This window comes from Streptomyces radicis (genome assembly GCF_003626575.1).
In the GTDB taxonomy this organism is placed as follows: Bacteria; Actinomycetota; Actinomycetes; order Streptomycetales; family Streptomycetaceae; genus Streptomyces; species Streptomyces radicis.
Genome location: NZ_RBDY01000002.1, coordinates 353675 through 377691, shown reverse-complemented (window position 1 = coordinate 377691; position 24017 = coordinate 353675). Strand labels below are relative to the sequence as shown.

General features: G+C 72.9%; 27 protein-coding genes. 14 read left to right on the top strand and 13 right to left on the bottom strand.

Features of this window, described 5'->3' with window-relative positions; all coding sequences use genetic code 11:
- Positions 1-37: 37 nt before the first annotated feature.
- A complete protein-coding gene (locus D7318_RS04680; protein ID WP_120695539.1) occupies positions 38-343 on the bottom strand; it encodes a hypothetical protein in 306 nt (101 codons plus the stop codon).
- A gap of 218 nt (positions 344-561) precedes the next feature.
- Here D7318_RS04680 and rpsF point away from each other — a divergent pair, with 218 nt between their 5' ends.
- The 4 genes from rpsF (at position 562) to rplI (ending at position 2295) form a co-directional block, all read left to right on the top strand.
- Positions 562-852 (top strand): 30S ribosomal protein S6, encoded by a 291-nt coding sequence (gene rpsF, locus D7318_RS04675; RefSeq protein WP_113689698.1) that lies wholly within the window; start codon positions 562-564, stop codon positions 850-852.
- 100 nt (positions 853-952) lie between these two features.
- The gene (locus D7318_RS04670) at positions 953-1531 is read left to right on the top strand and encodes a single-stranded DNA-binding protein (RefSeq protein WP_120695538.1); all 579 of its coding nucleotides are present in this window, start codon (positions 953-955) and stop codon (positions 1529-1531) included.
- 57 nt (positions 1532-1588) lie between these two features.
- Positions 1589-1825, top strand: coding sequence for a 30S ribosomal protein S18 (gene rpsR, locus D7318_RS04665; RefSeq protein WP_003978893.1), 237 nt, complete (start codon positions 1589-1591; stop codon positions 1823-1825).
- A 20-nt stretch (positions 1826-1845) separates the two neighbouring features.
- On the top strand, positions 1846-2295 hold the full coding sequence (gene rplI / locus D7318_RS04660; RefSeq protein ID WP_120695537.1) for a 50S ribosomal protein L9: 450 nt from the start codon (positions 1846-1848) through the stop codon (positions 2293-2295).
- 86 nt (positions 2296-2381) lie between these two features.
- Here the strand turns inward: rplI and D7318_RS04655 are convergent, their stop codons facing one another.
- Positions 2382-3779 (bottom strand): MATE family efflux transporter, encoded by a 1398-nt coding sequence (locus tag D7318_RS04655; protein ID WP_120695536.1) that lies wholly within the window; start codon positions 3777-3779, stop codon positions 2382-2384.
- A 328-nt stretch (positions 3780-4107) separates the two neighbouring features.
- Here D7318_RS04655 and dnaB point away from each other — a divergent pair, with 328 nt between their 5' ends.
- Genes dnaB through D7318_RS04635 form a run of 4 tightly spaced genes read left to right on the top strand, consistent with a single transcriptional unit; the run spans position 4108 to position 8853 of the window.
- Positions 4108-6714 carry a replicative DNA helicase gene (dnaB, locus tag D7318_RS04650; protein WP_408055442.1) on the top strand — a complete coding sequence of 869 codons (2607 nt, stop codon included), beginning with the start codon at positions 4108-4110 and terminating at the stop codon, positions 6712-6714.
- Between the two features lie 60 nt (positions 6715-6774).
- A complete protein-coding gene (locus tag D7318_RS04645; protein WP_120695535.1) occupies positions 6775-7215 on the top strand; it encodes a MarR family winged helix-turn-helix transcriptional regulator in 441 nt (146 codons plus the stop codon).
- Positions 7212-8117 (top strand): phosphotransferase family protein, encoded by a 906-nt coding sequence (locus tag D7318_RS04640; RefSeq protein WP_147437618.1) that lies wholly within the window; start codon positions 7212-7214, stop codon positions 8115-8117. The genes D7318_RS04645 and D7318_RS04640 overlap by 4 nt, the downstream gene beginning before the upstream one ends.
- Positions 8118-8169: 52 nt before the next feature.
- Positions 8170-8853, top strand: coding sequence for a helix-turn-helix transcriptional regulator (locus D7318_RS04635; protein WP_120695533.1), 684 nt, complete (start codon positions 8170-8172; stop codon positions 8851-8853).
- A gap of 47 nt (positions 8854-8900) precedes the next feature.
- On the opposite strand, the gene D7318_RS04630 is transcribed toward D7318_RS04635, so the two are convergent.
- From D7318_RS04630 to D7318_RS04615, 4 genes are all read right to left on the bottom strand, one after another.
- Entirely contained in the window at positions 8901-9293 is a 393-nt protein-coding gene (locus D7318_RS04630; RefSeq protein ID WP_120695532.1) for a VOC family protein, read from the bottom strand.
- A gap of 154 nt (positions 9294-9447) precedes the next feature.
- A complete protein-coding gene (locus D7318_RS04625) occupies positions 9448-10158 on the bottom strand; it encodes a restriction endonuclease (RefSeq protein ID WP_120695531.1) in 711 nt (236 codons plus the stop codon).
- Positions 10159-10263: 105 nt separating this feature from the next.
- Entirely contained in the window at positions 10264-11130 is an 867-nt protein-coding gene (locus tag D7318_RS04620) for a GNAT family N-acetyltransferase (protein ID WP_230423349.1), read from the bottom strand.
- A 4-nt stretch (positions 11131-11134) separates the two neighbouring features.
- The gene (locus D7318_RS04615; RefSeq protein ID WP_230423348.1) at positions 11135-11740 is read right to left on the bottom strand and encodes a DUF2269 domain-containing protein; all 606 of its coding nucleotides are present in this window, start codon (positions 11738-11740) and stop codon (positions 11135-11137) included.
- Between the two features lie 107 nt (positions 11741-11847).
- On the opposite strand from D7318_RS04615, the gene D7318_RS04610 reads away from it, so the two are divergent.
- The 3 genes from D7318_RS04610 to D7318_RS04600 all read left to right on the top strand — a co-directional run bounded on the left by D7318_RS04610 (position 11848) and on the right by D7318_RS04600 (position 15865).
- Positions 11848-13275, top strand: a complete 1428-nt coding sequence (locus tag D7318_RS04610; protein WP_183091290.1) for a serine hydrolase domain-containing protein — start codon at positions 11848-11850, stop codon at positions 13273-13275.
- Between the two features lie 294 nt (positions 13276-13569).
- A complete protein-coding gene (locus D7318_RS04605) occupies positions 13570-14769 on the top strand; it encodes a globin domain-containing protein (RefSeq protein WP_120695529.1) in 1200 nt (399 codons plus the stop codon).
- Between the two features lie 76 nt (positions 14770-14845).
- On the top strand, positions 14846-15865 hold the full coding sequence (locus D7318_RS04600) for a pyridoxamine 5'-phosphate oxidase family protein (RefSeq protein ID WP_329604551.1): 1020 nt from the start codon (positions 14846-14848) through the stop codon (positions 15863-15865).
- Positions 15866-15910: 45 nt separating this feature from the next.
- Here the strand turns inward: D7318_RS04600 and D7318_RS04595 are convergent, their stop codons facing one another.
- From D7318_RS04595 to D7318_RS04575, 5 genes are read right to left on the bottom strand one after another with little or no spacing between them, the layout of a single operon-like run.
- Positions 15911-16402, bottom strand: a complete 492-nt coding sequence (locus tag D7318_RS04595) for an NUDIX domain-containing protein (protein WP_120695527.1) — start codon at positions 16400-16402, stop codon at positions 15911-15913.
- Between the two features lie 37 nt (positions 16403-16439).
- Positions 16440-17630 carry a cystathionine gamma-lyase gene (locus D7318_RS04590; RefSeq protein ID WP_120695526.1) on the bottom strand — a complete coding sequence of 397 codons (1191 nt, stop codon included), beginning with the start codon at positions 17628-17630 and terminating at the stop codon, positions 16440-16442.
- 41 nt (positions 17631-17671) lie between these two features.
- The gene (locus D7318_RS04585) at positions 17672-18556 is read right to left on the bottom strand and encodes a fructosamine kinase family protein (RefSeq protein ID WP_120695525.1); all 885 of its coding nucleotides are present in this window, start codon (positions 18554-18556) and stop codon (positions 17672-17674) included.
- Positions 18553-19077, bottom strand: a complete 525-nt coding sequence (locus tag D7318_RS04580; RefSeq protein WP_120695524.1) for a low molecular weight protein-tyrosine-phosphatase — start codon at positions 19075-19077, stop codon at positions 18553-18555. The genes D7318_RS04585 and D7318_RS04580 overlap by 4 nt, the downstream gene beginning before the upstream one ends.
- A 20-nt stretch (positions 19078-19097) precedes the next feature.
- Entirely contained in the window at positions 19098-19478 is a 381-nt protein-coding gene (locus D7318_RS04575) for a phage holin family protein (protein ID WP_120695523.1), read from the bottom strand.
- Positions 19479-19526: 48 nt separating this feature from the next.
- Here D7318_RS04575 and D7318_RS04570 point away from each other — a divergent pair, with 48 nt between their 5' ends.
- Both D7318_RS04570 and D7318_RS04565 read left to right on the top strand, forming a co-directional pair.
- Entirely contained in the window at positions 19527-19844 is a 318-nt protein-coding gene (locus D7318_RS04570) for a cupin domain-containing protein (RefSeq protein ID WP_120695522.1), read from the top strand.
- 151 nt (positions 19845-19995) lie between these two features.
- The gene (locus tag D7318_RS04565) at positions 19996-20208 is read left to right on the top strand and encodes a DUF5326 family protein (protein ID WP_120695521.1); all 213 of its coding nucleotides are present in this window, start codon (positions 19996-19998) and stop codon (positions 20206-20208) included.
- Here D7318_RS04565 and D7318_RS04560 read toward each other — a convergent pair.
- A complete protein-coding gene (locus D7318_RS04560) occupies positions 20174-21517 on the bottom strand; it encodes a YibE/F family protein (RefSeq protein WP_120695520.1) in 1344 nt (447 codons plus the stop codon). The two genes, D7318_RS04565 and D7318_RS04560, sit on opposite strands and share 35 nt — an antisense overlap.
- A gap of 176 nt (positions 21518-21693) precedes the next feature.
- Between D7318_RS04560 and thiC the strand changes: the two genes are divergently transcribed.
- Positions 21694-23334, top strand: a complete 1641-nt coding sequence (gene thiC / locus D7318_RS04555) for a phosphomethylpyrimidine synthase ThiC (protein WP_120695519.1) — start codon at positions 21694-21696, stop codon at positions 23332-23334.
- 37 nt (positions 23335-23371) lie between these two features.
- Here the strand turns inward: thiC and D7318_RS04550 are convergent, their stop codons facing one another.
- Positions 23372-23995, bottom strand: coding sequence for a TIGR03086 family metal-binding protein (locus D7318_RS04550; RefSeq protein ID WP_120695518.1), 624 nt, complete (start codon positions 23993-23995; stop codon positions 23372-23374).
- Positions 23996-24017: the final 22 nt, after the last annotated feature.

The window sequence follows — 24017 nt, the reverse complement described above, 5'->3', positions numbered from 1 at the left end:
GCCGCCGGGGCCCCGGGGTGCCCCCGGGGGGTCGGCGCTAGCCGAGCCAGCCGCCGAAGAGGCCGCCGTGGGCCATCCCGAGGTAGAAGCCGGGGCCCGCCGCGCCCAGGCCGAGGACGGTGACGATGCGCTGACCCGTGGTGGCGGAGATCATCTGCGACCAGCCGCCGATCAGCAGGGCGACCAGGCCGACCCAGCTGCTGGTCAGGTAAAGACCGGGCGAGATCGAGGTGGCCGCGGAGACCAGGCCGAGCACGAAGGTGACGACGGCCGCCGTGTTCTGCACCGGGTGCGGCCGCCCGTTGGTGTTCAGCAGACTGATGGGGTTCGTCGTGAGTGCCATGGGTACACCTCCGGCCGCCGAGTACCCGAGGTGTCCGGGTTGCTACCTCATCGGCCCGGATCCACCCGGATTTCAACGCGGCGGGCCGGTGCGGGTACGGTGTACTCTCCGCGCCCCGTGCAGGCGTACCGCCCGTACGGCCCCCGCGGAAAGCGCATCACGACCCTCCTGCCACGGATCGCCCGTGGCCGCCGAGTCCAGAGGAGGTGGGTTCTCGCATGCGTCACTACGAGGTGATGGTGATCCTCGACCCCGACCTGGAGGAGCGCGCCGTCGCTCCGCTGATCGAGAGCTTCATGTCCGTCGTCCGCGAGGGCGACGGCAAGGTCGAGAAGATCGACACCTGGGGTCGCCGCCGTCTGGCCTACGAGATCAACAAGAAGCCCGAGGGCATCTACTCCGTGATCGACCTCCAGGCGGCGCCCGACGTCGTCAAGGAGCTCGACCGGCAGATGAACCTGAACGAGTCGGTCATGCGGACGAAGGTCCTCCGCCCGGCCACCCACTGAGCCCGGGGGCCGGTCCGGTCCCGGGACACCGAGTAGCACTGTCAGTGCCATGCGTCATCATCGCAGCAACAGCAGTTAACCCCCGCCGAGGAGTTCCCCAATGGCAGGCGAGACCGTCATCACGGTCGTCGGCAACCTTGTCGACGATCCCGAGCTGCGCTTCACCCCGTCAGGCGCGGCCGTCGCGAAGTTCCGCGTCGCGTCCACCCCGAGGATCTTCGACCGCCAGACGAACGAGTGGCGGGACGGCGAGAGCCTGTTCCTGACCTGCTCGATCTGGCGCCAGGCGGCGGAGAACGTCGCCGAGTCGCTGACCAAGGGCACCCGCGTCGTCGTGCAGGGCCGCCTCAAGCAGCGCTCGTACGAGGACAGGGACGGCGTCAAGCGCACGGTCTTCGAGCTCGACGTCGAAGAGGTCGGCCCGAGCCTGCGCAACGCGACCGCCAAGGTCACCCGCGCCGCCGGTCGCGGCGGCCAGGGCGGCGGCGGTGGCGGCTGGGGTGGCGGCGGCGGCCAGGGTGGTGGCGGTCCGCAGGGCGGAGCCCCGGCGGGCGACCCCTGGGCGACCAGCGCCCCCGCCGGTGGCGGCGGCGGCGGGTCGCAGGGCGGCGGCGGTGGCGGCGGTGGCGGCTGGGGCGGAGGCTCCGGCGGCGGCTACTCGGACGAGCCGCCCTTCTGACGGGCGCGCTCGGCACAGCACGCACTTCTTTGTGAATCATCGAGAGAGACAGACACCATGGCGAAGCCGCCTGCGCGCAAGCCGAAGAAGAAGGTTTGCGTCTTCTGCAAGGAGAAGATCTCCTACGTCGACTACAAGGACACGAACCTGCTGCGGAAGTTCATTTCCGACCGCGGCAAGATCCGTGCCCGCCGGGTCACCGGCAACTGCACCCAGCACCAGCGTGATGTCGCGACGGCCGTGAAGAACAGCCGTGAGATGGCGCTGCTGCCCTACACCTCGACCGCTCGCTAGGAGAGGGTGACCACAGCGTCATGAAGATCATCCTGACCGGTGAGGTCGCCGGCCTCGGCACGGCCGGTGACGTCGTCGAGGTGAAGGACGGGTACGCCCGCAACTATCTGCTGCCCCGCGGTGCCGCGATCCGCTGGACCAAGGGCGGCCAGAAGGACGTCGAGCAGATCCGCCGCGGCCGCAAGATCCGCGAGATCGCCACGATCGAGCAGGCCAACGACGTCAAGTCCCAGATCGAGGGCGTGACCGTGCGCCTGAAGGTCCGCGCCGGCACCGGCGGTCGCCTCTTCGGCTCCGTCACCCCGGCCGACATCGTCTCCGCGGTGAAGACCGCGGGCGGGCCCGATGTGGACAAGCGCCGCATCGAGCTGACCACCCCGATCAAGAGCCTGGGCACGCACCGGATCTCCGTCCGGCTGCACCCCGAGGTCGTGGCCAACGTCGGCGTCCACGTCGAGTCGGCCAAGTGACGGCCGGTAACGTTCGGTAAAGGGTCGCGCGTCGAGCGCGTCCCGCACCGGGCCGTTCCGCGTCCTCACGGTCCCTCTCGGTCCCGTCAGGCGCGGACGGCCCCGGTGACGACCCAGCGGCCCGTCCTGGCCCGCAGTCCCAGGGTCGCCAGGCGGGTGGCCATCATCAGCCCGGCGATCGCCCACCACAGCGCGGTGACGCCGCCCCCGAGCGTCGGCACGAGCAGCGCGACGGGCGCGAACATCGCGAGCGTCAGCAGCATCGCCCAGGCCAGATAGGGGCCGTCGCCCGCGCCCATCAGCACCCCGTCGAGCACGAACACCACGCCCGCGATCGGCTGCGTCACGGCGATCACCCAGAGCACGGGCAGGAGTTGGTCGCGCACCTCGGGGTCCCCGGTGAACAGCCGCAGGATCAGCGGCCCGGCCGCGACCACGAGCACGGCGAGCACCGCGCCCGAGGCCACGCCCCAGAACACCATGCGGCGGCAGGCGGCCCGCGCCCCTTCGGCGTCGTTCGCGCCGAGGCGGCGGCCGATGATGGCCTGGCCCGCTATCGCGATGGCGTCGAGGCCGAAGGCCAGCAGCGTCCACAGGGTGAGCGCGATCTGGTGGGCCGCGATGTCGGCGTCCCCGAGGCGGGCGGCGACGGCGGTGGCGATCAGCAGGACCCCGCGCAGCGACAGGGTGCGCACGAGCAGGGGCACTCCGGCCCGCGCGTTGGCGACGATCCCCGCCCTGCTGGGGCGGAGCACCGCGCCATGGGTCCTGGCGCCGCGGACGACGACCACGAGGTAGACGGCGGCCATGCCCCACTGGGCCAGCACCGTGCCCCAGGCCGAGCCGGCGATCCCGGCGTCGAGGCCGTAGATGAAGAGGGCGTTCAGCGCGACGTTGGCGGTGAAGCCGCCGATGGCGACGGCGAGCGGGGTGCGGGTGTCCTGGAGGCCCCTGAGCACGCCGGTCGCCGCGAGGACGACGAGCATCGCGGGGATGCCGAGGGTGCTGATCCGCAGATAGGTGACGGCGTGCGGGGCAGCGGTGGCCGAGGCGCCGAACGCGTCCACCAGCGCGGGCGCGGTGGGGACGACGGTGACGACCAGGGCGGCGCCGAGCAGGATCGCGAGCCATATGCCGTCCATGCCCTGCCGGATGGCGGCGGCGTGGTCGCGGGCTCCGACGCTGCGGGCGACCGCGGCGGTGGTGGCGTAGGCGAGGAAGACGAAGACGTTGACGAACGTGGTCAGCAGCGCGGCGGCCACCCCGAGCCCCGCGAGCTGCGGGGTGCCGAGGTGGCCGATCATCGCGCTGTCGGCCATCAGGAACAGCGGCTCGGCGACGAGCGAGCCGAGGGCGGGGAGGGCCAGGACGAGGATCTCGCGGTCCTGCGCGCGCCGGGCCCGCCTGCGCGCGCCCCGGTCGTCGGCGGGCTCGGCGGGACCTTCGCGGCCTGTCGGCGCGGTGGCTGGTGACGCTGGGGACATGGCTCGATCCAAACATCCACAGGTAATGGACGCAAGGCCTTATGGGCCCTTACTCGACGCGGGGTGCGGTGTGATGTTCTGCGGGCGTTGTCGTGATCTCGGCGAGGGGGAACGGCGGCTGTCGCTCCGTCATATGCGCGGGGAAAACGGCAGGTCAGCGCGGGTGTGAGCGGACCGGTGGCGAGGGGTCACGGGGTGTGTCCCGACGTTCGTCCACAGATGGGCCCCGGTCATCCACAGGGTGTGATCTGAAATCCACATAGCCTGTGGATAACTTGGGTTGGTCCTCCCTCCGCGGACCCGTACCGTAGGCCCCGCCCGGTGCGGAATGTCAGAGCTGTGGCGTAGGAAAGAGACGGAGCACGGCGGTTGGAGCCGGGAGGAGGCGGGGTCGGTGTCCGATCTCGACGAGCACGCTGGACCCTGGGACGGACCGGGCGAGGACGACCGGCTGCCGGTCTCGAGGCCCCGCCGGGAGATGGAGCCGAGTGACCCCGAGCGGGCGGCGTTCGAGCGGCTGCCCCCGCAGGACCTGGCCGCCGAGCAGTCCGTGCTCGGGGGCATGCTGCTCTCCAAGGACGCCATCGCCGACGTGGTCGAGGTGCTGCGCGGGGCCGACTTCTACAAGCCCGCGCACGAGACGATCTACGGCGCGATCATCGACCTCTACGCCAAGGGTGAGCCCGCCGACCCGATCACCATCTCGGCCGAGCTGACCAAGCGCGGTGAGCTCGCCAAGGTGGGCGGCGCGGGCTATGTGCACTCGCTGGTCCACATGGTCCCGACCGCGGCCAACGCCGAGTACTACGCGGAGATCGTGCACGACCGCGCGGTGCTGCGCCGCCTGGTCCAGGCGGGCACCAGGATCACGCAGATGGGATACGCGTCGGACGGCGACGTCGACGACATCGTCAACACCGCGCAGGCCGAGATCTACGCCGTCACCGAGCAGCGCACGACCGAGGACTACCTGCCGCTCGGCGAGATCATGGAGGGCACGCTCGACGAGATCGAGGCCATCAGCAACCGCAGCGGCGAGATGACCGGCGTGCCCACGGGGTTCACCGACCTGGACTCGCTGACCAACGGTCTGCACCCCGGCCAGATGGTGGTGATCGCCGCCCGCCCCGCGATGGGCAAGGCGCTGGCGCTCGACACCCCGCTGCCCACCCCGACCGGGTGGACCACCATGGGGGAGGTGCGTCCCGGCGACCACCTGCTCGACGCGTCGGGTAAGCCGACGCGGGTCGTGGCCGCCACCGACGTGATGACGGGGCGACCGTGCTACGAGGTCGTGTTCGACGACGGCACGACGGTCATCGCGGACGCGGATCACCAGTGGCTCACCGACACGCGCGCTTCGCGCAGGGCGGCCAAGGCGGCCGTCGTCGATCGCGAGGAGCAAGGGCGCCAGGGCGTCCTCGCCTCGGTGAAGACCACCAAGGAGATCGCCGAGACGCTGCACTGCCACACGGCCGACGCGCGCCGGAACCACTCCGTGCGGACCGCGGCTCCGCTCGACCTTCCGCACCGGGATCTCCCCATCGCGCCGTTCGTCCTGGGTAGCTGGCTCGGCGACAGCCACAGCGACGCCGCCAGGATCACCTCGGCCGATCCGGAGATCGTCCGGCGCATCGCCGACGACGGCTTCGAGGTCCGCCGGGCCGGGGGAACGTCGATCACCCACGCCGTCGGGCTCTCCGTCGCCGAGCGAGAGCTGACCGAGCGGCCCCGCGTCGTCTGTTCCAGGAGACACGACGGTCTCCTCGCGCGGCTGGAGGACTTGGGTGTGCTGGGGAACAAGCACATTCCCCAGGTCTACCTGCGCGGCTCCATCGCCCAGCGGAGGGAGCTGCTCGCTGGGCTGCTGGACACCGATGGCACGGTCACGAGCACCGGCTCTGTGCGGTTCGCGGTCACCGACAAGGCTCTTGCCGACGGGTTCCGCGAGCTGGTCACCAGCCTCGGCTATCGCTCCGGCGTGCGGACGAAGCCGGTCAAAGGGCGTTCCGGGCGGTCGTCCACCGCGTACCTCGTCACATTCACGCCGACTGACGAGGTGTTCGGGCTCGAGCGCAAGCGGCGCGCGCTCGCGGAGCGCGGGCGCCCCGCCACTCCCGGGCTGCGGCAGCGGTTCATCACCGACGTTCGCGAGGTCGCGAGCGTCCCGGTCCGCTGTGTCCAGGTGGACAACCCCGACCACCTGTACCTGGCCACCCGATCGATGATCCCCACGCACAACTCCACCCTCGCCCTGGACTTCGCGCGCGCCTGCTCGATCAAGCACAAGCTGCCGAGCGTCATCTTCTCGCTGGAGATGGGCCGGAACGAAATCGCGATGCGACTGCTCTCGGCCGAGGCGCGGGTGGCGCTGCACCACATGCGGTCGGGCAGCATGACGGACGAGGACTGGAACCGACTGGCCCGCCAGATGGCCGAGGTGAACGAGGCGCCGCTCTACATCGACGACTCGCCCAACCTGTCGATGATGGAGATCCGCGCCAAGTGCCGTCGGCTGCGCCAGCGCAACGCGTTGCAGCTCGTCATCATCGACTACCTCCAGCTGATGCAGACCGGCGGCAGTCGGCGCCCCGAGTCCAGGCAGCAGGAGGTCTCGGAGATGTCGCGGAACCTGAAGCTGCTGGCCAAGGAGCTCGAGGTGCCGGTGGTGGCGCTCTCCCAGCTGAACCGAGGCCCGGAGCAGCGGACCGACAAGAAGCCGATGATCTCCGATCTCCGTGAGTCGGGTTCGATCGAGCAGGATGCCGACATGGTCATCCTGTTGCACCGGGAGGACGCGTACGAGAAGGAGTCGCCCCGGGCCGGCGAGGCGGACCTGATCGTGGCCAAGCACCGCAACGGCCCGACGGCCACGATCACCGTGGCGTTCCAGGGCCACTACTCACGCTTCGTCAACATGGAGGGCGGCTTCTGACCTCGTCGGCCTGCTGACCTGGCCATCTCGCCCCGGCGCCAGGGTTGTTAGGGTCGGGGCATGGGTTCGGCGGATGATCGTGTTCCGGTTCGCCTGCTGGAGGCGCCGAGCTGGCTCCTGGCGCAGGTCGCGACGCACGCGGGCCGGGTGGTGGGTGAGGCGTTCGCCGGGGTGGGCGGTCGCAGGTACCACTACGCGCTGCTGGCGGCGCTGGTGGAGTTCGGCCCGGCGAGTCAGGCCGCGCTGGCGCGCCGGTGCGGCATCGACCGGAGCGACGTGGTGGCCGCGCTGAACGAGCTGTCCGCCGCGGGCCTGGTGATCCGCGCCCCCGACAGCGGCGACCGCAGGCGCAACGTCATCACCCCGACCGACGAGGGCAGGGCGTCCCTGGCCCGGGCCGACGCGGCCCTCGCCATGGCCCATGGCGCGCTGCTCGACCCTCTGACGGAGGAGGAACGGGCGACACTCGTCCGGCTGTTGGGCCGCCTGGTGGCGTCGTGAGGGGTGAACGGGCCGCGGCGGTACGGGAGATGGCCGCGCGGCTCGGGGTGGCGGCGGACGCGGTGCGGCCCGCGGCGTTCCAGGGGGTGGCAGGGGAGGTGCACCTGCTGGGCGCCGACCTGGTGCTCAAGGTCGCCAGGACCGGCTTCGCGGCCGATCTCCGCAAGGAGGCGCTGGTCGTCCCGCACGCGGTGGCCGCCGGGGTGCGGACGCCCGAGGTCGTGGAGTTCGGGGCGGGCGGGCCACCGTTCGGCGCGCCCTACCTGGTGCTGCGCAGGGCGCCAGGGGTCGCGGTGGCCGAGCCGGGGCCGCGGGCGCGGCGCGAGCTGGGGCGTGAGCTGGCGCTGCTGCACGCGGCGCCCGTTCCTCCGGAGGTGCGGGCGGGCGTCCCCGCGGATCCGGTGGGGGACCCGGGGCCCGGCGTGGAGCGTTTGGTGGCCGAGGGGTGGCTGAGCGCGGACCTGGCCCGCTGGCTGCTCGGCTGGCTCGGGGCGCTGGCCGCGCTGGCGCCGCCGTTCGACGCGCCCGTGCTCATCCACGGCGATGTGTCGGCGGCGAACCTGCTGGTGGATCCGGGCCCTGACGGGCGGCTCGTGGCGCTGCTCGACTGGGGGGACGCGGCGTTGACCGAGCCCGCGGTGGAGTTCGCGAAGGTGCCGATGCGGGCGCTGCCCGAGGTGCTCGACGGCTATCTGGAGGGCCGCGGCGAGAGCGGGGCGGCGGCGTGGGCGGCGCGGGCGCTGTGGCACCACGTGGTGTGGGCGGTCGGCGCGGTGGCCAGGGGCCCCGAGCCGGAGGCGCGGCACTGGTCGGCGCAGCCCGTGAACCGGCTGCTCGAGCTCGTGCGGGCGTGCGCGGAGGGGCTTCCCGAGGGGTGGCAGGCGCTGCGCCCGCCGCGGTGATGAGGGGTGAACGGCTTGGCCTGGGGCGGGGGGTCGGGGGCATGCTGGGGGTGTGTATCGGGAGCGGGGATCGCGGCTCGGCGGTGGGGCCGTCGTATGGGGTGTGCGTTCCGAGGCGGCCGGGGTGGGCCTTGTGCTGCCCGACGGGTGCATGGATCTGCTGTGGTTCGACGGGACGTTGCAGGTGGCGGGCCCCGACACGCGCGCGTATGCCGTCGAGCGGGTGCCGGGGACGCTGACGGTGGGGGTGAGGTTCGCGCCGGGGACCGGGCCCCGCGTGTTCGGGGTGCCCGCGTGCGAGCTGACGGATCGGCGGGTGCCGCTGGCCGATCTGTGGCCCGCGTCGGCGCGGGTGGCCGAGCTGGGCGAACGCGTCGCGGCGGCCGCGGACCCGGGCGCGGCGCTCGAGGCGGTGGCGGCGGCGCGGCTGGCCGAGGGTGAGCCGGACTCGGCGTGGCGCCGGGGCGCGGTGGCGGCGTTGGCGCGCGGGACGGGCGTGCGGGAGACGGCCGAGCGGCTGGGGCTGAGCGAGCGGCAGCTGCGGCGGCGGAGCCTGGCGGCGTTCGGCTATGGGCCGAAGACGCTGGCCAGGGTGTTGCGGATGCAGCGGGCGCTGGCCCTGGCCAGGGGCGGGAGGCCGCTGGCCGAGGTGGCCGCGGTCGCGGGGTACGCGGACCAGGCCCATCTGGCGCGGGAGGTGAAGGGCCTGGCCGGGGTGCCGATCTCGGCGCTGTGAGGCGGGGGGGCGGCGCGGTGGGGCCGACGGTCGGCGTCGGCCCAGGGTCAGCCGAGGGGCGCGAAGAGGTCGACGGAGTTGCCGTCGGGGTCGTGGACGACGGCGTAGCGCTGGCCCCAGTACGCGTCCCACGGCTCCTTCTCGCCCGCGTAGCCGGCCTGGACGAGGTCGGCGTACTGGTGGTCCACATCGGCCGCGTCCTCGCAGCGGAACGCCAGGCTCAGTCGGCTGCCCTCGGGCTTGGGGGACCACTCAGGGTCGATGGCCGAGGCGGTCTCCGCGGTGTCCCAGGCCAGCCTGATGCCGCCGGGCAGCACGGCCTCGACGTGCGGGTCGCCCTCCACGCCGGTCGGGATGTCGAGGCCGAGGCGGCGGTAGAAGGCGAGGGAGGCGGCCATGTCGTCGGTGATGATGCCGATCAGGTCGAGTCGAGGTGTCATGTCCCGCAGCCTAGGCAGCGGTGCCCGCCGCGGGCTTGAACGAATCGGACGCGTCCGAACGCCCTGTGGTCCGGCCGTCGATGACGTGGGGGGTCATGCGCGGTCATGGGCGATCGTCGTCGGTCACCGACGGCCGGAGGTGATCAGGGGACGGTCAGGCGCGGAGTGCCTTCAGGACCCGCCAGAGGCGGACCTGTTCGTCCTCGACGACGGTGACCCGCCGCAGCAGCTCCCCCGTGGTCTCGTGGGAGGCGTTGAGGAGGGGGAGCACGGCGCGGCCGATGACCTCCCGCACGGCGTCGCGCGCCAGTGCGATCGTGTGGGCGTCGGAGAACCGCGCCGTGCGCCGGTCGACCTCGGAGACGATCCGGTCGGTGACCCACTCGGCGAAGCCGCGGACAAAGTTGTCCACAGGGGCGTTCAGCGGGTCGTGGGAGTTATCCACAGGCGGATCTGTGGCCCCCGCGCGGCTCGCCTCCTCGGTGTCGAGGAGGTAGGTACGCACCTGACGTGCGACAACGCTGTCGCGGAGCAGCATTCCGACGTTCAGCACGGCCCGCCGGGTGAACAGCGCGAGCGCCGACGCACGCGACGAGATCCCACTGACTCGCTTGAAGTGACTCAGTGGGGCGCCGGTCAGGACGAGATATCCACAGGCCTCCATCTCCTCCCGGTGGTCCTCGATCAGCGAGGTGAGCACGGTGATCCCCACCTCGTAGTACTCGGCCACCATGGCCGTCGTCAGGTGCAGGTCGTCGGGCAGCATGCGCAGCGCCTTGACCTTGTCGAGCGCGTGGACCCGATCCCCGTAGTGGTCGCGCAGGGCGCGCGACTCCAGGAGATCGGCTTCGTGGTTCGGTGTCATCCTTCGTTCCTTCGATCGTTCGCGGACTCGGGTTCGAGTTCCGCTGATCGGGTTAACGATGGATATTCCGTGAAGATACGGATGGATATCTGATGTCCGGACGTGTCATCCCATGGCGACCGAGTACGGGGCGAAGCGGCGGGTGATGTCGCCGGGGAGATCGGGGGAGCCGGTGACCATCAGGGCGCAGCGGCCGCGGTCGGCGAGGCCGCGTTTCCGCAGCCAGTCGGCCAGGTCGGGGTGGCGGTCGTCCGCGTCGAAGCGGATCGGCAGGGGCGCGGCGGCGCCGAGGCGGGCGAGCAGGGCGCGGGCGGTGGCCTCGTCATCGGCGAGCAGGGGGCCGATGACCGTCGTGGTCACGTTCGGCCAGGAAGCGCCATACCCGATCAGGCGGCCCGCCCGCTCGGCGACCAGGAAGCGGTCGGCGAACGACGGGAGGCGGGCGAGCAGCTCGGTGCGGTCGGCGCCGAAGACGGGCCGGTCATAGGAGAGGACCGCGGGCAGGTCGCCCGCGGTGGCGGGGCGGACGGTCACGGCGGGCCCCGCGTCCTCGGGGCCGCCGGTGAACCGGCCGGTCAGCGTCGTGAACGCGCCCACCGCCTTGAAGCCGAGCTGCTCGTAGAGCGGGCGCCCGTTGTCCGTGGCGCTGAGGAAGACCGCCGCGGTCCCGCACTCGGCCAGCGCGTGCCGCATGAGCGCGCGCCCGATGCCCTGGCGCTCCCTGCGCTCGGCGACGACCATCATGCCGATGGCGCGGTGCGTGTCCGCGTACGGCGTCACCACCACCGAGGCGATCAGCCCGCCGCCCTCTCCCGGCGGTGCGTCGACGCCATAGCCCTGGCCCGCGGTCAGGAGCAGGCGCCACTTGTGCGCCTCGCGGGGCCAGCCGCGGTCCACGGCGAGGTCGAGGCAGGCGGGCAGGTCATGGACGGTGAGGCGGCGGATGGGGGGCACCGGCGGCGTTGAGGTCACCGGCTCAGACTGGCTGACGCGCCGGACGCGCGGCGACCGCTTTTCCGCCGCGCGCGCTGCCCCGCTCACCACCGTGCTCACCACCCCGCTCACCACCATGGCGCCGCGCCGCCGCCTCCTGTCGCGCCCGCCGCCCCCAGCGGGTCGTGCCCCAGGGCTTGAGCACCGAGATCGCGGTCATGAAGAGGTAGCACGCGAGCGCCACGGAGGGCGGGACGACCAGCCCCGCGCCGTCGGTCACCCGCCGCCCCGCGGCGACCTCGCCCGCGGCGTCGTCGATCCCGCTCCGCAGCGCGAACAGCGACGCGGCCGTCGTGATCAGGGTCAGCACGAACTTGATCAGCACCCAGCGGTGGCGGACGAGCCCCCAGTGGGTGCCCAGCGAGAGCACGACGCCCGTGCCCAGGGTGAGCAGCGCGAGTGGCGCGAGCAGCCAGTCGCCGAAGATCTTCATCGAGCGGTAGGCGGCCTCCGCGGTCGCCTCCGAGCCGCTGACCGCTCCGGTGACGCCCAGGACCAGCAGGCACAGCGTGAGCCCGAGCCAGCCGACCGATACGACGACGTGTGTGACGAGGAGGCCCCGGCGAACGGGGCGGGCGAGTGGTTTCATGCCCCTCACGGTCCCGTCGGGAGACCGCCGCGGCGTCTGACGGGGGGAGTATCCGAGGCTACTCGCGCCCGAGTACGCCGGGGGCGCGCGTGGTATGAGTGGGCGCCATGACGGATCCTGAACGGCGGCCTGCCGCCGAGGCGTTCCCCACCGCCGAGACGTTCCCCGCCGACGAGGCGCTTCCCACCCCCGAGGTGCTTCCCGCGACCGCACGCGCCCTGGGCCACCGCCTGGCCGTGGCCCAGTCCGAGAGGCGCGCGCCCTCGGTGGTGGCCGGGCTGGTGCGCGACGGGCGGCGCGTATGGGCCGGGGGCCGGGGCGAGGTGGGCCCGGGGGGCGCCGGGGCCACCCGGTACCGCATCGGCTCGATCACCAAGACCGTGACCGCCGTGCAGGTCATGCGGCTGCGCGACGAGGGGCTCATCGACCTGGGCGACCCGCTGGGCGCGCACCTGTCGACCCCGCACGGCGGCGGCGCCACCATCGCGCAGCTGCTCGCGCACACCGGGGGGCTCGCGGCGGAGGCGCGCGGGCCGTGGTGGGAGCGCACGCCCGGCTCGTTGCGCCCCGAACTGGCCGATGTGTTCGGTGAGTCGCCCCGCAAGCACCCCGAAGGGCGCCGCTTCCACTACTCCAACCCCGGCTACGCGCTGCTCGGCGCGCTCATCGAGAAGCTGCGCGGCGCGCCCTGGTTCGACGTGCTCCGGGCGGAGGTGCTCGGCCCGCTGGGGATGACGCGGACGACCGCGCTGCCGGTCGAGCCGTACGCGCGCGGCTGGGCGGTGCATCCGTTCGCGGATGTGCGGCAGCCCGAGCCCATGGTGGACACCGGGCGGATGGCCCCGGCCGGGCAGCTGTGGTCCACGGTGGACGACCTGTGCGCGTTCGCGGCGTTCCTGCTCGCGGGGGACGACCGGGTTCTCGGCGCGGAGAGCCTCGCCGAGATGCGGCGGGCCGCCTCGGGCCCCGAGGCCGCGTCGTGGGAGACGGCGTACGGCCTGGGAACGCAGCTGGTGCGGCACGAGGGGCGGCTGCTCGTCGGGCACGGCGGCTCGATGCCGGGCTTCGTCGCCGGGCTGTGGGCGAGCCCGGACGAGGGGATGGCCGCCGTCACGCTGGCCAACGCCACCTCGGGGACCGGGCCGCTCGCGTGGGACCTGCTCGCCCTGCTCGCCGAGCACGAGCCGTCGGAGCCGCCCGCGTGGCGCCCGCTGGCCGAGGCGGACCCGGATCTTGTGGCGTTGACCGGGCACTGGTACTGGGGGACGTCGGACGACGTGCTGCGGCTGCACGAGGACGGGTATCTGTCGCTGCGGCCCGTGGGGAACGCCGGGCGCGGGTCGCGCTTCAGGCCCGAGGCGGACGGGACATGGACCGGGCTCGACGGGTACTACGCGGGTGAGACGCTGCGGGTGGGCCGCCGCGACGACGGCACGGTGACCCATCTCGACCTGGGCACCTTCGTCTTCACACGGCGGCCGTACGACCCGGAGGCACCGGTGCCCGGCGGGGCCGACCCCGAGGGCTGGCGCTGAGCGGGCGGCGGCGGGCGGGAGGCGCCGTGCGCGTCGTCGGCGAGGAGCGCGCCGATCCGCGGGATGTCTGCCGATGTTGCGGTGCGCATGGCGATATGGGCGGAAGACATCCGAGAAAGCGGGAAGAACCGCGCGAACTTCACGTTTCCGGAAGGGGCTTGTGTCTCAGCCGCGTAACGGTAGGGTCAGTCGAGCATCCGAGCGGTGTGAAACCGTTGTGCCAGTGGGATGCGGGGGGCTCGGTGGCCGGGTCCCGGTGTGATCGCCGGGAGTTGATCGAGGCGAGGCAGAGTCATGACCGCGATATCCGCCGACGACGGCGCCACCACCACGGGGGGCGTACCCGCCCCCCGGGAGAAGACTGAGGTGCCATCCCCCGACGCGGTCGTGATCAGACGGACTCTCGCCGAGATCGAGCCGATCGCCGACGAGGTCACCTCCTATTTCTACGCGCTGCTGTTCGTCCAGAACCCCTGGCTGCGGGACATGTTCCCGCCCGCGATGGACGCCCAGCGCGACCGCCTCTTCGGCGCGCTGCTCACCGCGGCCGAGCACATCGACGACACGGTGACGCTCACCGACTACCTGGCCCATCTGGGCCGGGGCCACCGCAAGTACGGCACCAGGTCCGAGCACTACCCGGCGGTGGGCGAGGCGTTGATGTACGCGCTGGAACGTTACGCCCCGGGCACGTGGGGCCCCGAGGCCGAGGCGGCGTGGGTGCGGGCGTACACCGCGATCTCGCAGACCATGATCGACGCGGCCGCCGCCGACGAGCTGCGCGCCCCGGCGTGGTGGGACGCGGAGATCGTCGGGCACGAACGCCGCACGAGCGAGGTCGCCGTGGTGACCGTCAGGCCCGAGCACCCCTACCCCTACCGGGCCGGGCAGTACGCCAGCCTGGAGACGCCCTGGTGGCCGCGGGTGTGGCGGCACTACTCGTTCGCGTCGAGCCCGCGCAGCGACGGGCTGCTGTCGTTCCATGTCAAGGCCGTGCCCGCGGGCTGGGTTTCGCGGGCGCTCGTGCACAGGGCGCGGCGCGGTGACGTCATCAGGCTGGGGCCGCCGGGCGGCTCGATGACCGTGGACCACGCCTCCGACCGGGGCCTGATCTGCGTGGGCGGCAGCACCGGGATCGCGCCCATCAAGGCGCTGGTCGAGGACGTGGCGCAGCACGGCAGGCGCCGCCCCGTCGAGGTGTTCTTCGGCGCCAACCGCGACGCCGACCTCTACGACCTGGACTCCTTCCTCGACCTGGAGCGCCGCCACCCGTGGCTCGCGGTGCGGCCCGTCGTCGAGCACTTCGCGACGCGCGGTCTCACGGGCCGACTGCCCGAGGCCGTCCGGCAGTTCGGGCCATGGCAGGAGTTCGACGGCTATCTGTCCGGGCCGCCGCAGATGATCCGCAAGAGCGTGGACGCGCTGGTGTCGTGCGGCATCCCGGCCGACCGGATCCGGCACGACTTCACGGGAACGCTCGTGCCGCCGAAATAGCCCACGCCCCCGCCGTACCCCCGAGCACATCCGACGACGACGATCTGACGCACGACACCGAGAAGTGAAGCGACGCATGACAGGGATGCCAGGCACAGGAAGTGAAGGGAACGGCCCGCTGCCGGTCAGGCCCGTCCGCCCGGAGCGGCCGCCGCTGCCGGTGCGGACCGAGCGGACGGACAGGGGCGTGGTCGCCCCGTTGCCTCCCGCGCGCCCGCCGGTCGCACCGAGCGCCCCCGCCATACCACCCGCGCCCCCGCTCGCGCCCCCGCCCCAGGCCGAGTGGCAGGCCGCGCCGGACCGCTCGGGCCGCCCGGGCAGCGACGGCGAGCACGCGTGGCAGCGGAGGCTCGGCACCGAGCAGCGCGCCGACCGGTTCTACGACGAGCAGGTGCTCGACCATCTCAACGAGCGCATGCGGGAGTTCGTCGCCAGGCAGGAGATGTTCTTCCTGGCCACGGCCGACCGCGACGGCGAGTGCGACAGCTCCTTCCGCGCCGGGCCGCCCGGCTTCCTGCACGTGCTCGACCCGCGCTCCCTCGCGTATCCCGAGTACCGGGGCAACGGCGTGCACGCCTCCCTCGGCAACATCTCGGAGAACCCCCACGCGGGCCTGCTGCTGATGGACTTCGACCGGGCGAGGATCGGCCTGCACATCAACGGCCGCGCCCGCGTCGTCCCCGACGCCGAGCTGCGCGCGATCCACCCCGAGCTGCCGCGGGAGACGGTGCCGGGGCGGCGGGCCGAGCTGTGGGTGCGCATCGACGTGGTCGAGGCGTACATCCACTGCGCCAAGCACATCCCGCAGCTGGTCAAGGCGGCACGGCGCACCGCGCGCGACTGGGGGACCGACGACTACAAGCGCAAGGGCGGCGACTTCTTCGGCGCGGCCAGGGACGCGCAGGTGCGGCGCACGCGGGAGCTCAACGGGCGTTCCGCGCCGGCGCGCGCGCTCCCCCCGGCGGGGGCGCCCGCGGTCGAGCCGCCGCCCCCGCCGGACGCGGAGGCGTGGCGCGAGGAGGCGCGCCGCGCCCTGGAGCGCGCCCAGCGCACGACGCCGGGCGGCGGGGGGCGCGCGGGCGGCTGGTTCGGCTGAGCGCGGGGCGCACGCCGGGCGGCGCGTTCACGCCTCGCGGCGCGTTCAGACCAGGTCGCGCGCCAGCAGCGTGTGGATGCCGGGGATGTTCCGCGTGAGGTAGGAGCGCAGCGAGAGCGGCACCAGGTCGACGGAGTCGAGGCCCTCGGGCGTGAACGGCAGCCGCACGATCTCGTAGGTGCCGCACGGCGCTTCCACCTCGGGCCCGTGCCGCAGCGACGGGTCCATCGACAGCAGGCGGCACACGAAGAAGTGCTGCACCTTGAGCCCGGGGGGACAGCCGTCGCCCGGCTCGGGGACGTGCGGCACGGTGTCCACGAACGCGGGCACCACATCGGTGATCTCCGCGCCGAGCTCCTCGGACACCTCGCGGTGCAGGGCGTCGAGCACGGTGGCGTCCTCGGGCTCGACGCCGCCGCCCGGGGTGATCCAGTACGGCGGGCGGCCCGGCTTGGTGCGCTTGATGACGATCAGGTCGTACCCGTCGAGCAGGATGGCGCGGGCCGTGCGCTTGACCACCGGTTGTGCGTGGGCCATGGAGAGACTTGTGGCCCGGGGGCCGCCCCGTGAAACCTCACGGGCGCGCTTCACTCGCCGTGTCGAGGGCGGCACACAGGTCGGCGATCAGGTCATCGGCGTCCTCCACGCCGACCGAGAGCCTGATGAACCCCTCCGCCACCGGGTCCCCGCCCCACCGCGCGCGCCGCTCCGCCGTGGAGCGGACGCCGCCGAAGCTCGTGGCGTCGCCCACGAGCGAGAGCGCGGCGAGGAAGCGCTCGGCGCGCTCCCGGTCGGGCAGCGTGAACGACACCACACAGCCGTAACGCCGCATCTGCGCCGCCGCGGTGGCGTGCGCGGGGTCGTCGGGCAGGCCCGGGTAGCGCAGCCCGGTCACCTCGGGCCGCTCGCGCAGGGCGGCGGCGACGGCGAGCGCGTTGGCCTGCTGCCGGTCGGTGCGCAGGTGCAGCGTGGCCAGGCCGCGGTGCGCGAGCCACGCCTCCATGGGGCCGAGGATGGCGCCCGTGGTGGTGCGCCACGCGCGGATCTCGTCGGCCAGGCGGTCGTCGCGCGTCGCGACATAGCCGAGGAGGACGTCGCCGTGGCCGTTGAACGCCTTGGTGCCGCTGGCCACGGACAGGTCGGCGCCCAGGTCGAGGGGGCGCTGGCCGAGGGGGGTTGCGAGGGTGTTGTCCACGGCGACGAGCGCGCCCCCGGCGTGCGCTGCGGCGCAGAGGCGGCGGATGTCGCACACGTCGAGCCCGGGGTTGGACGGGGTCTCCAGCCAGAGCAGCCGCACCCCGCCGTCCAGCGCGGCGAGTTGGGCGTCGCCGCCGGTGGGCGCGGTGCGGAAGGTCACGCCGAACGCCTCGAGGCGCGCGCGGACCCGCGGCAGCAACTGGTAGCCGTCGGACGGGAGCACGGCGGTGTCGCCTGGGCGGAGCAGGGCGAACAGCACGGCCGCGGTCGCCGCGATCCCCGAGGGGAAGACGGTCGCGTGGGCGGGCGCGGTGGGCGACTCGAGATCGGCGACGGCCCGTTCGAGCAGGGTCCAGGTGGGATTGGCCTCGCGGCCGTAGCCGTAGGGGGCGGCGGCCGGGTCGCCCGGCAGGTGGTAGTGCGCGGCGAGCACGGGGCCCGGCATCGGCGGCCTGTACGGCTCGGCGTCGGGCAGCCCGGCCCGCACGGCCCGCGTCCCCTCGCCGACCCCGTCGAGTCCGCCGAGGCCACCGACCCCGTCGATTTCCGCCCCGTTGTGCCCGATCATGCGCGTGCGCCCCTTTCCACGCCCCCAGGGTAGGGCGCGGCTCAGGAGGTCCCCGCGGCGGCCAGCGCCGCCCGGGCCGCCGCCGCGCTCTGCGGGCCGTAGGAGCCGCCGAACAGCGCGGCGTGGATGAGGATGTGGTGCAGGCTGTGCAGCGGCGCGCGGCCCGCGCGGCCCGGCAGGGGGCGGATCTCCTCGTAGGCCGCGAGCAGCCGGTCGATGTGCGGGCAGCGGGACAGCTCGAGGAACGCCAGGTCCTGCTCCGGGTGCCCGCCCTGCGCGGCCGGGTCGATCAGGTGCGAAAGGGTCTCGCCCCACAGGACGTTCCCGGCCCACAGGTCGCCATGGATCACCGCGGGCGGCTGGGCCTCGCCCGCCACCTCGTCGATCGCGGCGCAGAGGCGTTCCACCACCGCCGCGTCCCCCGGCGCGATCCCGCCGCTGTCCCTGGCGAGACGCAGCAGCGGCAGCAGCCTGAACTCCGCGTGGAACGCGGGCCAGCCACCAGGGTCGGCGACCGGAGGCACCGGGGTCTCGAGGGGCACGGGTCCCAGATACAGCGGCCCGCGCGTTCCGTAGTGCGGCGCGGGCGTGGCGTGCAGCGCGGCCAGCTCGCGCCCCAGGCGCTCGGCGCGCGCCGGCGTCGGCTCCTCGGCCGTCACCCACTCCAGCACCAGCAGGTCGGGAACGGCCGCGAGCACGCCGGGGATCGCCACCGCGCCCGTGGTGCGCAGCAGGTCGAGCCCGGCGGCCTCGGCGGCGAAGAAGTCGGGCGCGGCGTCGGCCAGCGTCTTGGCGAACACCGTTCTGCCGTCGTCCAGTTCGACCCGGTAGGCCGCGCAGATCTCGCCGCCGCCGACCGGGTGCGCGGCCCCTGAGCCCGCGCCGGTCAGGGCGGCGACGCGGCGGGCGAGACCGTTCGCGTTCACGTCGGACCCACCCGCCCCGCCAGCCCCCGGTCGATCGCCTCGAGCACGTCCGGCATGCCGCCCTCGATGATCGCGAGGCAGGCCGCGAAGCCCGCGTCGTCGCCGTAGTACGGGTCGGGCACGTCGGGGGCGCCCGCGTGCGCGGGCCCGGCCAGCAGCAGCCTGACCTTCGCCGCGTCGGCCGCGGTCGGGGCGAGCCGCCGCAGGGCGCGTTCGTGGCCGCGGTCGAGCGCCACGACCAGGTCGTAGCGCCCGAACCAGCCGGGGTCGAAGCAGCGCGCCGCGTGGTCGTCGGGACCCACGGCGTAACCGGCCTCGTCCAACGCCGCCCACGCGCGCGCGTCCGCGGGGTCGCCCGCGTGCCAGTCGCCCGTGCCCGCGCTGTCCACGGCGACCCGCCCGCCCAGGCCGCGCTCGTCGAGCCGCGCCCGCAGGACGACCTCGGCCATGGGCGAGCGGCAGATGTTCCCGCTGCACACGAAGCACACGCGGTAGGTGCCTGGGCGGGGCTCAGTCGTCATCGGTCACCAATCGTTCGTCATCAGTCGTCGTCGTCGCGGTCCAGGACCATGTTGACCGCCCACGAGACGATCGAGATGATCAGACCGCCAAGCACGGCGGCGCCGAAGCCGTCGACCTCGAAGGAGTCCCCCACGATCCAGTCGGTGAGCAGGAGCATCAGGGCGTTGATCACCAGCGTGAACAGGCCCAGGGTCAGGATCAGCAGGGGCATGGAGAAGAACTTCACGATGGGCTTGACGATGAGGTTCACCAGCCCGAAGATCAGCGCGACGAAGAGCAGCGTGCCCGTCTTGCTTGCCGTGCTGGCGTCTTCCTCGCCGAGGGAGATGTCGCCCAGCAGCCATACGGCGACGCCGAGGGCCACCGCGTTGGCGACGAACCGGATCAGGATGCTTGTCATACAGGAGATCGTTTCAGATGGCACCGGTGGCGCAAGGGGGATGAGCCGATGAAGGAGTTCCGGCTGGATCGCCTGGAGGCGGAAAGGCTCGCCCACAATGGCGCGTACCTGCGCTTTCTTCGCGAACGCAACCTGTCCGTCGGCCTCTACGCGCTCGACGCCGGGGCGCAGGACACCCAGCGCCCGCAGCGCCAGGACGTGCTCAACTTCGTGGTCAGCGGCCGGGCGTCGATGACCGTGGGCGAGGAGACGACCATGGTGGCGCGCGGCAGCGTGGTCTATGTCCCGGCCGGGACCCCGGCCCGCTTCCACCACATCACCGAGGACCTGCGGGTGATGGTGGTCTTCTCGCCGCCCGAGGGCTGATCCGGGCGCCGGCCCGAGGGTCGAGGGGGCCGCTTCTCAGGGTCGTGTCAGGGAACGGTCAGGGGCCGACGGGGGCCGGTGGGGCTCCCGGCGGGGCTCCCGCGCGCTTAAGCTCAAGGTGTCGGGTACGTGTGGAACAGGAGCCGTGGCAATGAAGGAAGCCTTTATGACACTGCCGTGGTGGGTGCGGTGGATCGCCATCCCCACCATCGCGCTCGCGGTCTTCGGCACCCTGCTGATCGGCGTGATCACCTGGCTCATCGGGATGCTCTTCCGCGTGCTGCTGTTCGCGGCCCTGGTCGCGATCCTGATCTTCGTGGTGCGGAAGTTCACCTCTTCCTCCTCCTCCGGTGGCGGTTGGTAGCGGCCCGCCCCGCCCCGGCCGCCGCCACCTGGGCCGTCGCCTCCCGCCCCACCCGTTCCCGCTGTCCCCGGTCGGCGCTCACCACGAGCGCGGCCAGCACCGTCGTCACCGGCACCGAGGCCACCAGGCCGATCGAGCCCACCAGCGTCCTGACGATCTCCTCGGCCACCAGCTCGCTGAACGCCACGGTTTCCACCCCGCTCTGTGCGATGGTGAACAACAGCAGCAAAGGCAGCGCCGCCCCCGCGTACGCGAGCACCAGCGTGTTCACCACCGACGCGATGTGGTCCCTGCCGATCCGCATCCCCGCCCGGTAGAGCTTGAGCCAACTCGCGCCCGGCTCCGCCAGCTTCAGCTCCCACACCGCCGATGTCTGCGTCACGGTCACGTCGTCGAGCACGCCGAGCGAGCCGATCAGGATCCCGGCGAGCAGCAGCCCCTTGATCTCGATCCCCGGATAGAGGCTGTGCACGAGGCCCGTCTGCTCGTCGGTGTTCCCCGTCAGGTGCGCCCAGCCCATGAACGCCGAGCCCAACAGCCCGATCAGCAGCAGCGACACCAGCGTGCCGAGGACGGCGACCGAGGTGCGGGCGTTGATCCCGTGGCACAGGTACAGCGTCACCAGCATGATCACGCTGCCCCCGATCACCGCCACGATCAAGGGATTCGAGCCGCGCAGGATCGCGGGCAGGATGAACAGCGTCAGCACCGCGAAGCTCACCCCGAGGCCCGCGAGCGCGAGCAGCCCCCGCAGCCGCCCCACCGCGACCACGGCCAGCGCGAACACCGCGGCCAGCACGAGCATCGGCACGGTGCGTTTCACATCCGTGACGCGGTACTGCAACTCCGTGGGGGCGTCCGGCGCGTGGGCGACGACCACGTCCTGGCCCGTCTCGTAGCGCCGCGTCGCGTCGGGCGGCACCAGCTCGGTGAACGTCCGCCCCGCGTCGGGCCCCGACGTCACCTCGACCGTCGCCTGCTCGCACGTCCCGCCCAGCCCCTCGGGCACCACGACGCCGACCTCGTCGCACGCGACCTCGGTGACGCCCGTCACCCTGGCCTCCTCCAACTGCTGGTCGAAGCCCACCCCGGTGTGCTCGTGCCCCTCGGGCGCACCGTCGGGCCACAGCAGCGCGACGCCCGCCACCATGGCGACCGCGAACGGGATCAGCACCGCGGCGATCAGCCGCCGCAGCTGTCCCGAGACGGGAGCGACGGGGCCGTGCGCATGGCCGTGCGCGGGCTCGTGCGCCGGGGCGCGTGGCGGGGGCGGACCGTCCGGCGGGGCGTGGTGTTCGGGTGCCGTCACGCTCCGATCATCGCGTAAGAATCACGGCCCTCTGTTCAGCCCGCCCGGTGTGCCGTTAGCGTGGAAGGGCGAGTTTGCACATCGCGGGAGCTCCGAGCACGGGGCTGAGAGGGCGCTGGGGCTGCGCCGACCGCCGAACCTGTTACCGGGTAATGCCGGCGTAGGGAGTAGGTCACATGACCACGCACGACAGCACACGCATGCCGGTCATCGGCTCACACAAGGCATATGTCACCGGATCCCGCCCCGATCTGCGCGTCCCCGTGCGGCGGGTCCACCTCACCGACGGGAGCGCGGTGACGCTCTACGACACCTCGGGCCCGTACACCGACCCCGGGGTCACCACGGATGTCACGCGCGGCCTGCCGCCGCTGCGGAGCGGGTGGATCGCGGAGCGCCGCCGCGACGGGACGCCCGCGGTCACACAACTGGCGTACGCCAGGCGCGGGGTGGTCACCCCCGAGATGGAGTTCGCCGCGCTCAGGGAGAACGTCGACCCCGCCTTCGTGCGCGACGAGATCGCCGCGGGCCGCGCCGTTCTGCCCGCCAACGTCCACCACCCCGAGTCCGAGCCGATGGTCATCGGCAAGCACTTCCTGGTCAAGGTGAACGCCAACATCGGCAATTCCGCCGTCACCTCGTCCATCGACGAGGAGGTGGAGAAGATGACATGGGCCACGCGCTGGGGCGCCGACACGATCATGGACCTCTCCACCGGGCGCGACATCCACACGACGCGCGAGTGGGTGCTGCGCAACTCCCCGGTCCCGGTGGGCACCGTGCCGATCTACCAGGCGCTGGAGAAGACCGGCGGCAGGGCGGAGGAGCTGAGCTGGGAGATCTACCGCGACACGGTGATCGAACAGGCCGAGCAGGGCGTGGACTACATGACCGTGCACGCCGGCGTGCTCCTGCGCTACATCCCGCTGACCGCGCGCCGCAAGACGGGCATCGTCTCGCGCGGCGGCTCGATCATGGCGGCCTGGTGCCTGGCGCACCACCGGGAGAGCTTCCTGTACACGCGCTTCGAGGAGCTCTGCGAGATCTTCCGCGCGTACGACATCACGTTCTCCCTTGGCGACGGGCTGCGCCCCGGGTCGATCGCGGACGCCAACGACGCGGCGCAGTTCGCGGAGTTGCGCACGCTCGCCGAGCTGACCCGCACGGCCAAGGCGCACGATGTGCAGACGATGGTCGAGGGCCCCGGGCATGTCCCGATGCACAAGATCAAGGAGAACGTGGACCTTCAGCAGGAGCTGTGCGATGAGGCCCCGTTCTACACGCTCGGCCCGCTGACCACCGATGTCGCGCCCGGGTACGACCACATCACGTCGGGCATCGGCGCGGCGATGATCGCGTGGTGGGGCACGGCGATGCTGTGCTACGTCACGCCCAAGGAGCACCTGGGCCTGCCCGACCGCGACGACGTCAAGACGGGTGTGATCACCTACAAGATCGCCGCCCACGCGGCCGACCTCGCCAAGGGCCACCCGGGCGCACAGGTGTGGGACGACGCGCTGTCGGACGCGCGCTTCGCGTTCCGGTGGGAGGACCAGTTCAACCTGGCCCTCGACCCGGACACGGCCCGCGCGTTCCACGACGAGACGCTCCCGGCCGAGCCCGCGAAGACGGCCCACTTCTGCTCGATGTGCGGCCCGAAGTTCTGCTCGATGAAGATCAGTCGGACGGTCATGGACACCTATGGGCCCGAGGGGGCCGAGGCGTTGGGGGACGCGGAGATCGAGGCCGGGATGCTGGCGAAGTCCCGTGAGTTCGCGGAGGCGGGGAACCGCGTCTATCTGCCGCTCGCCGACTGACCCGGTGCGACGCGGGCCCCGCCGTTCGCCCGGGGTGCTAAGCATCCGCCCGGCGCGGCGGGGCCCAGCCGGGGTGGCGGCCGCTGAGGCCCACCGCGCGGTCGAGGGGCGAGGCGCCGTCGGGGACCGGCACGACGCGGCCGAATCCCGTGCCCTCGCGGGCGGCGTCGTCCGCGTCGGCGGCGAGCAGCGCGATCGACACCTCGGCGCTCGCCTCGTCGGCCGCGTAGGGCTGCCCCGTGGCTCTCGCCAAGTCCCAGCCGTGCAGCAGGACTTCGTTCAACGCGACCTGTCCGGCGATCGCCCCTGGCAGCGTGATGCCGCCCGCCTGGGTCTCGCCCTCCCACGCGCCCGGGTCGCGCCACGCCTCGGCCAGCTCGGTCAGCTGGGCGCGCAGCCGCTCGCGCCAGTCGGGGCCGAGGGAAGGCACGGGGGCGTCGGGGGACGCGGGGTCGGTGGCGGTCAGCGGCCCGAGGTCCTTGCGGGCGGCGTCGCGGAAGGCGAGCGTCAGGCCCATCAGGTGGTGCAGCAGGTCGGCGACGCGGTAGTCCTCGCAGGGCGTGGGGTCGGCGAAACGGGAGTCGTCCACGCCTTCGAGCAGCGCGGCGACGGCGCGGGTGGCCGGGCCCAGGTCGGGGAGCGGTGCGGGTGAGTTCGTCATACCGGTGCTGACCGCGCCCGGC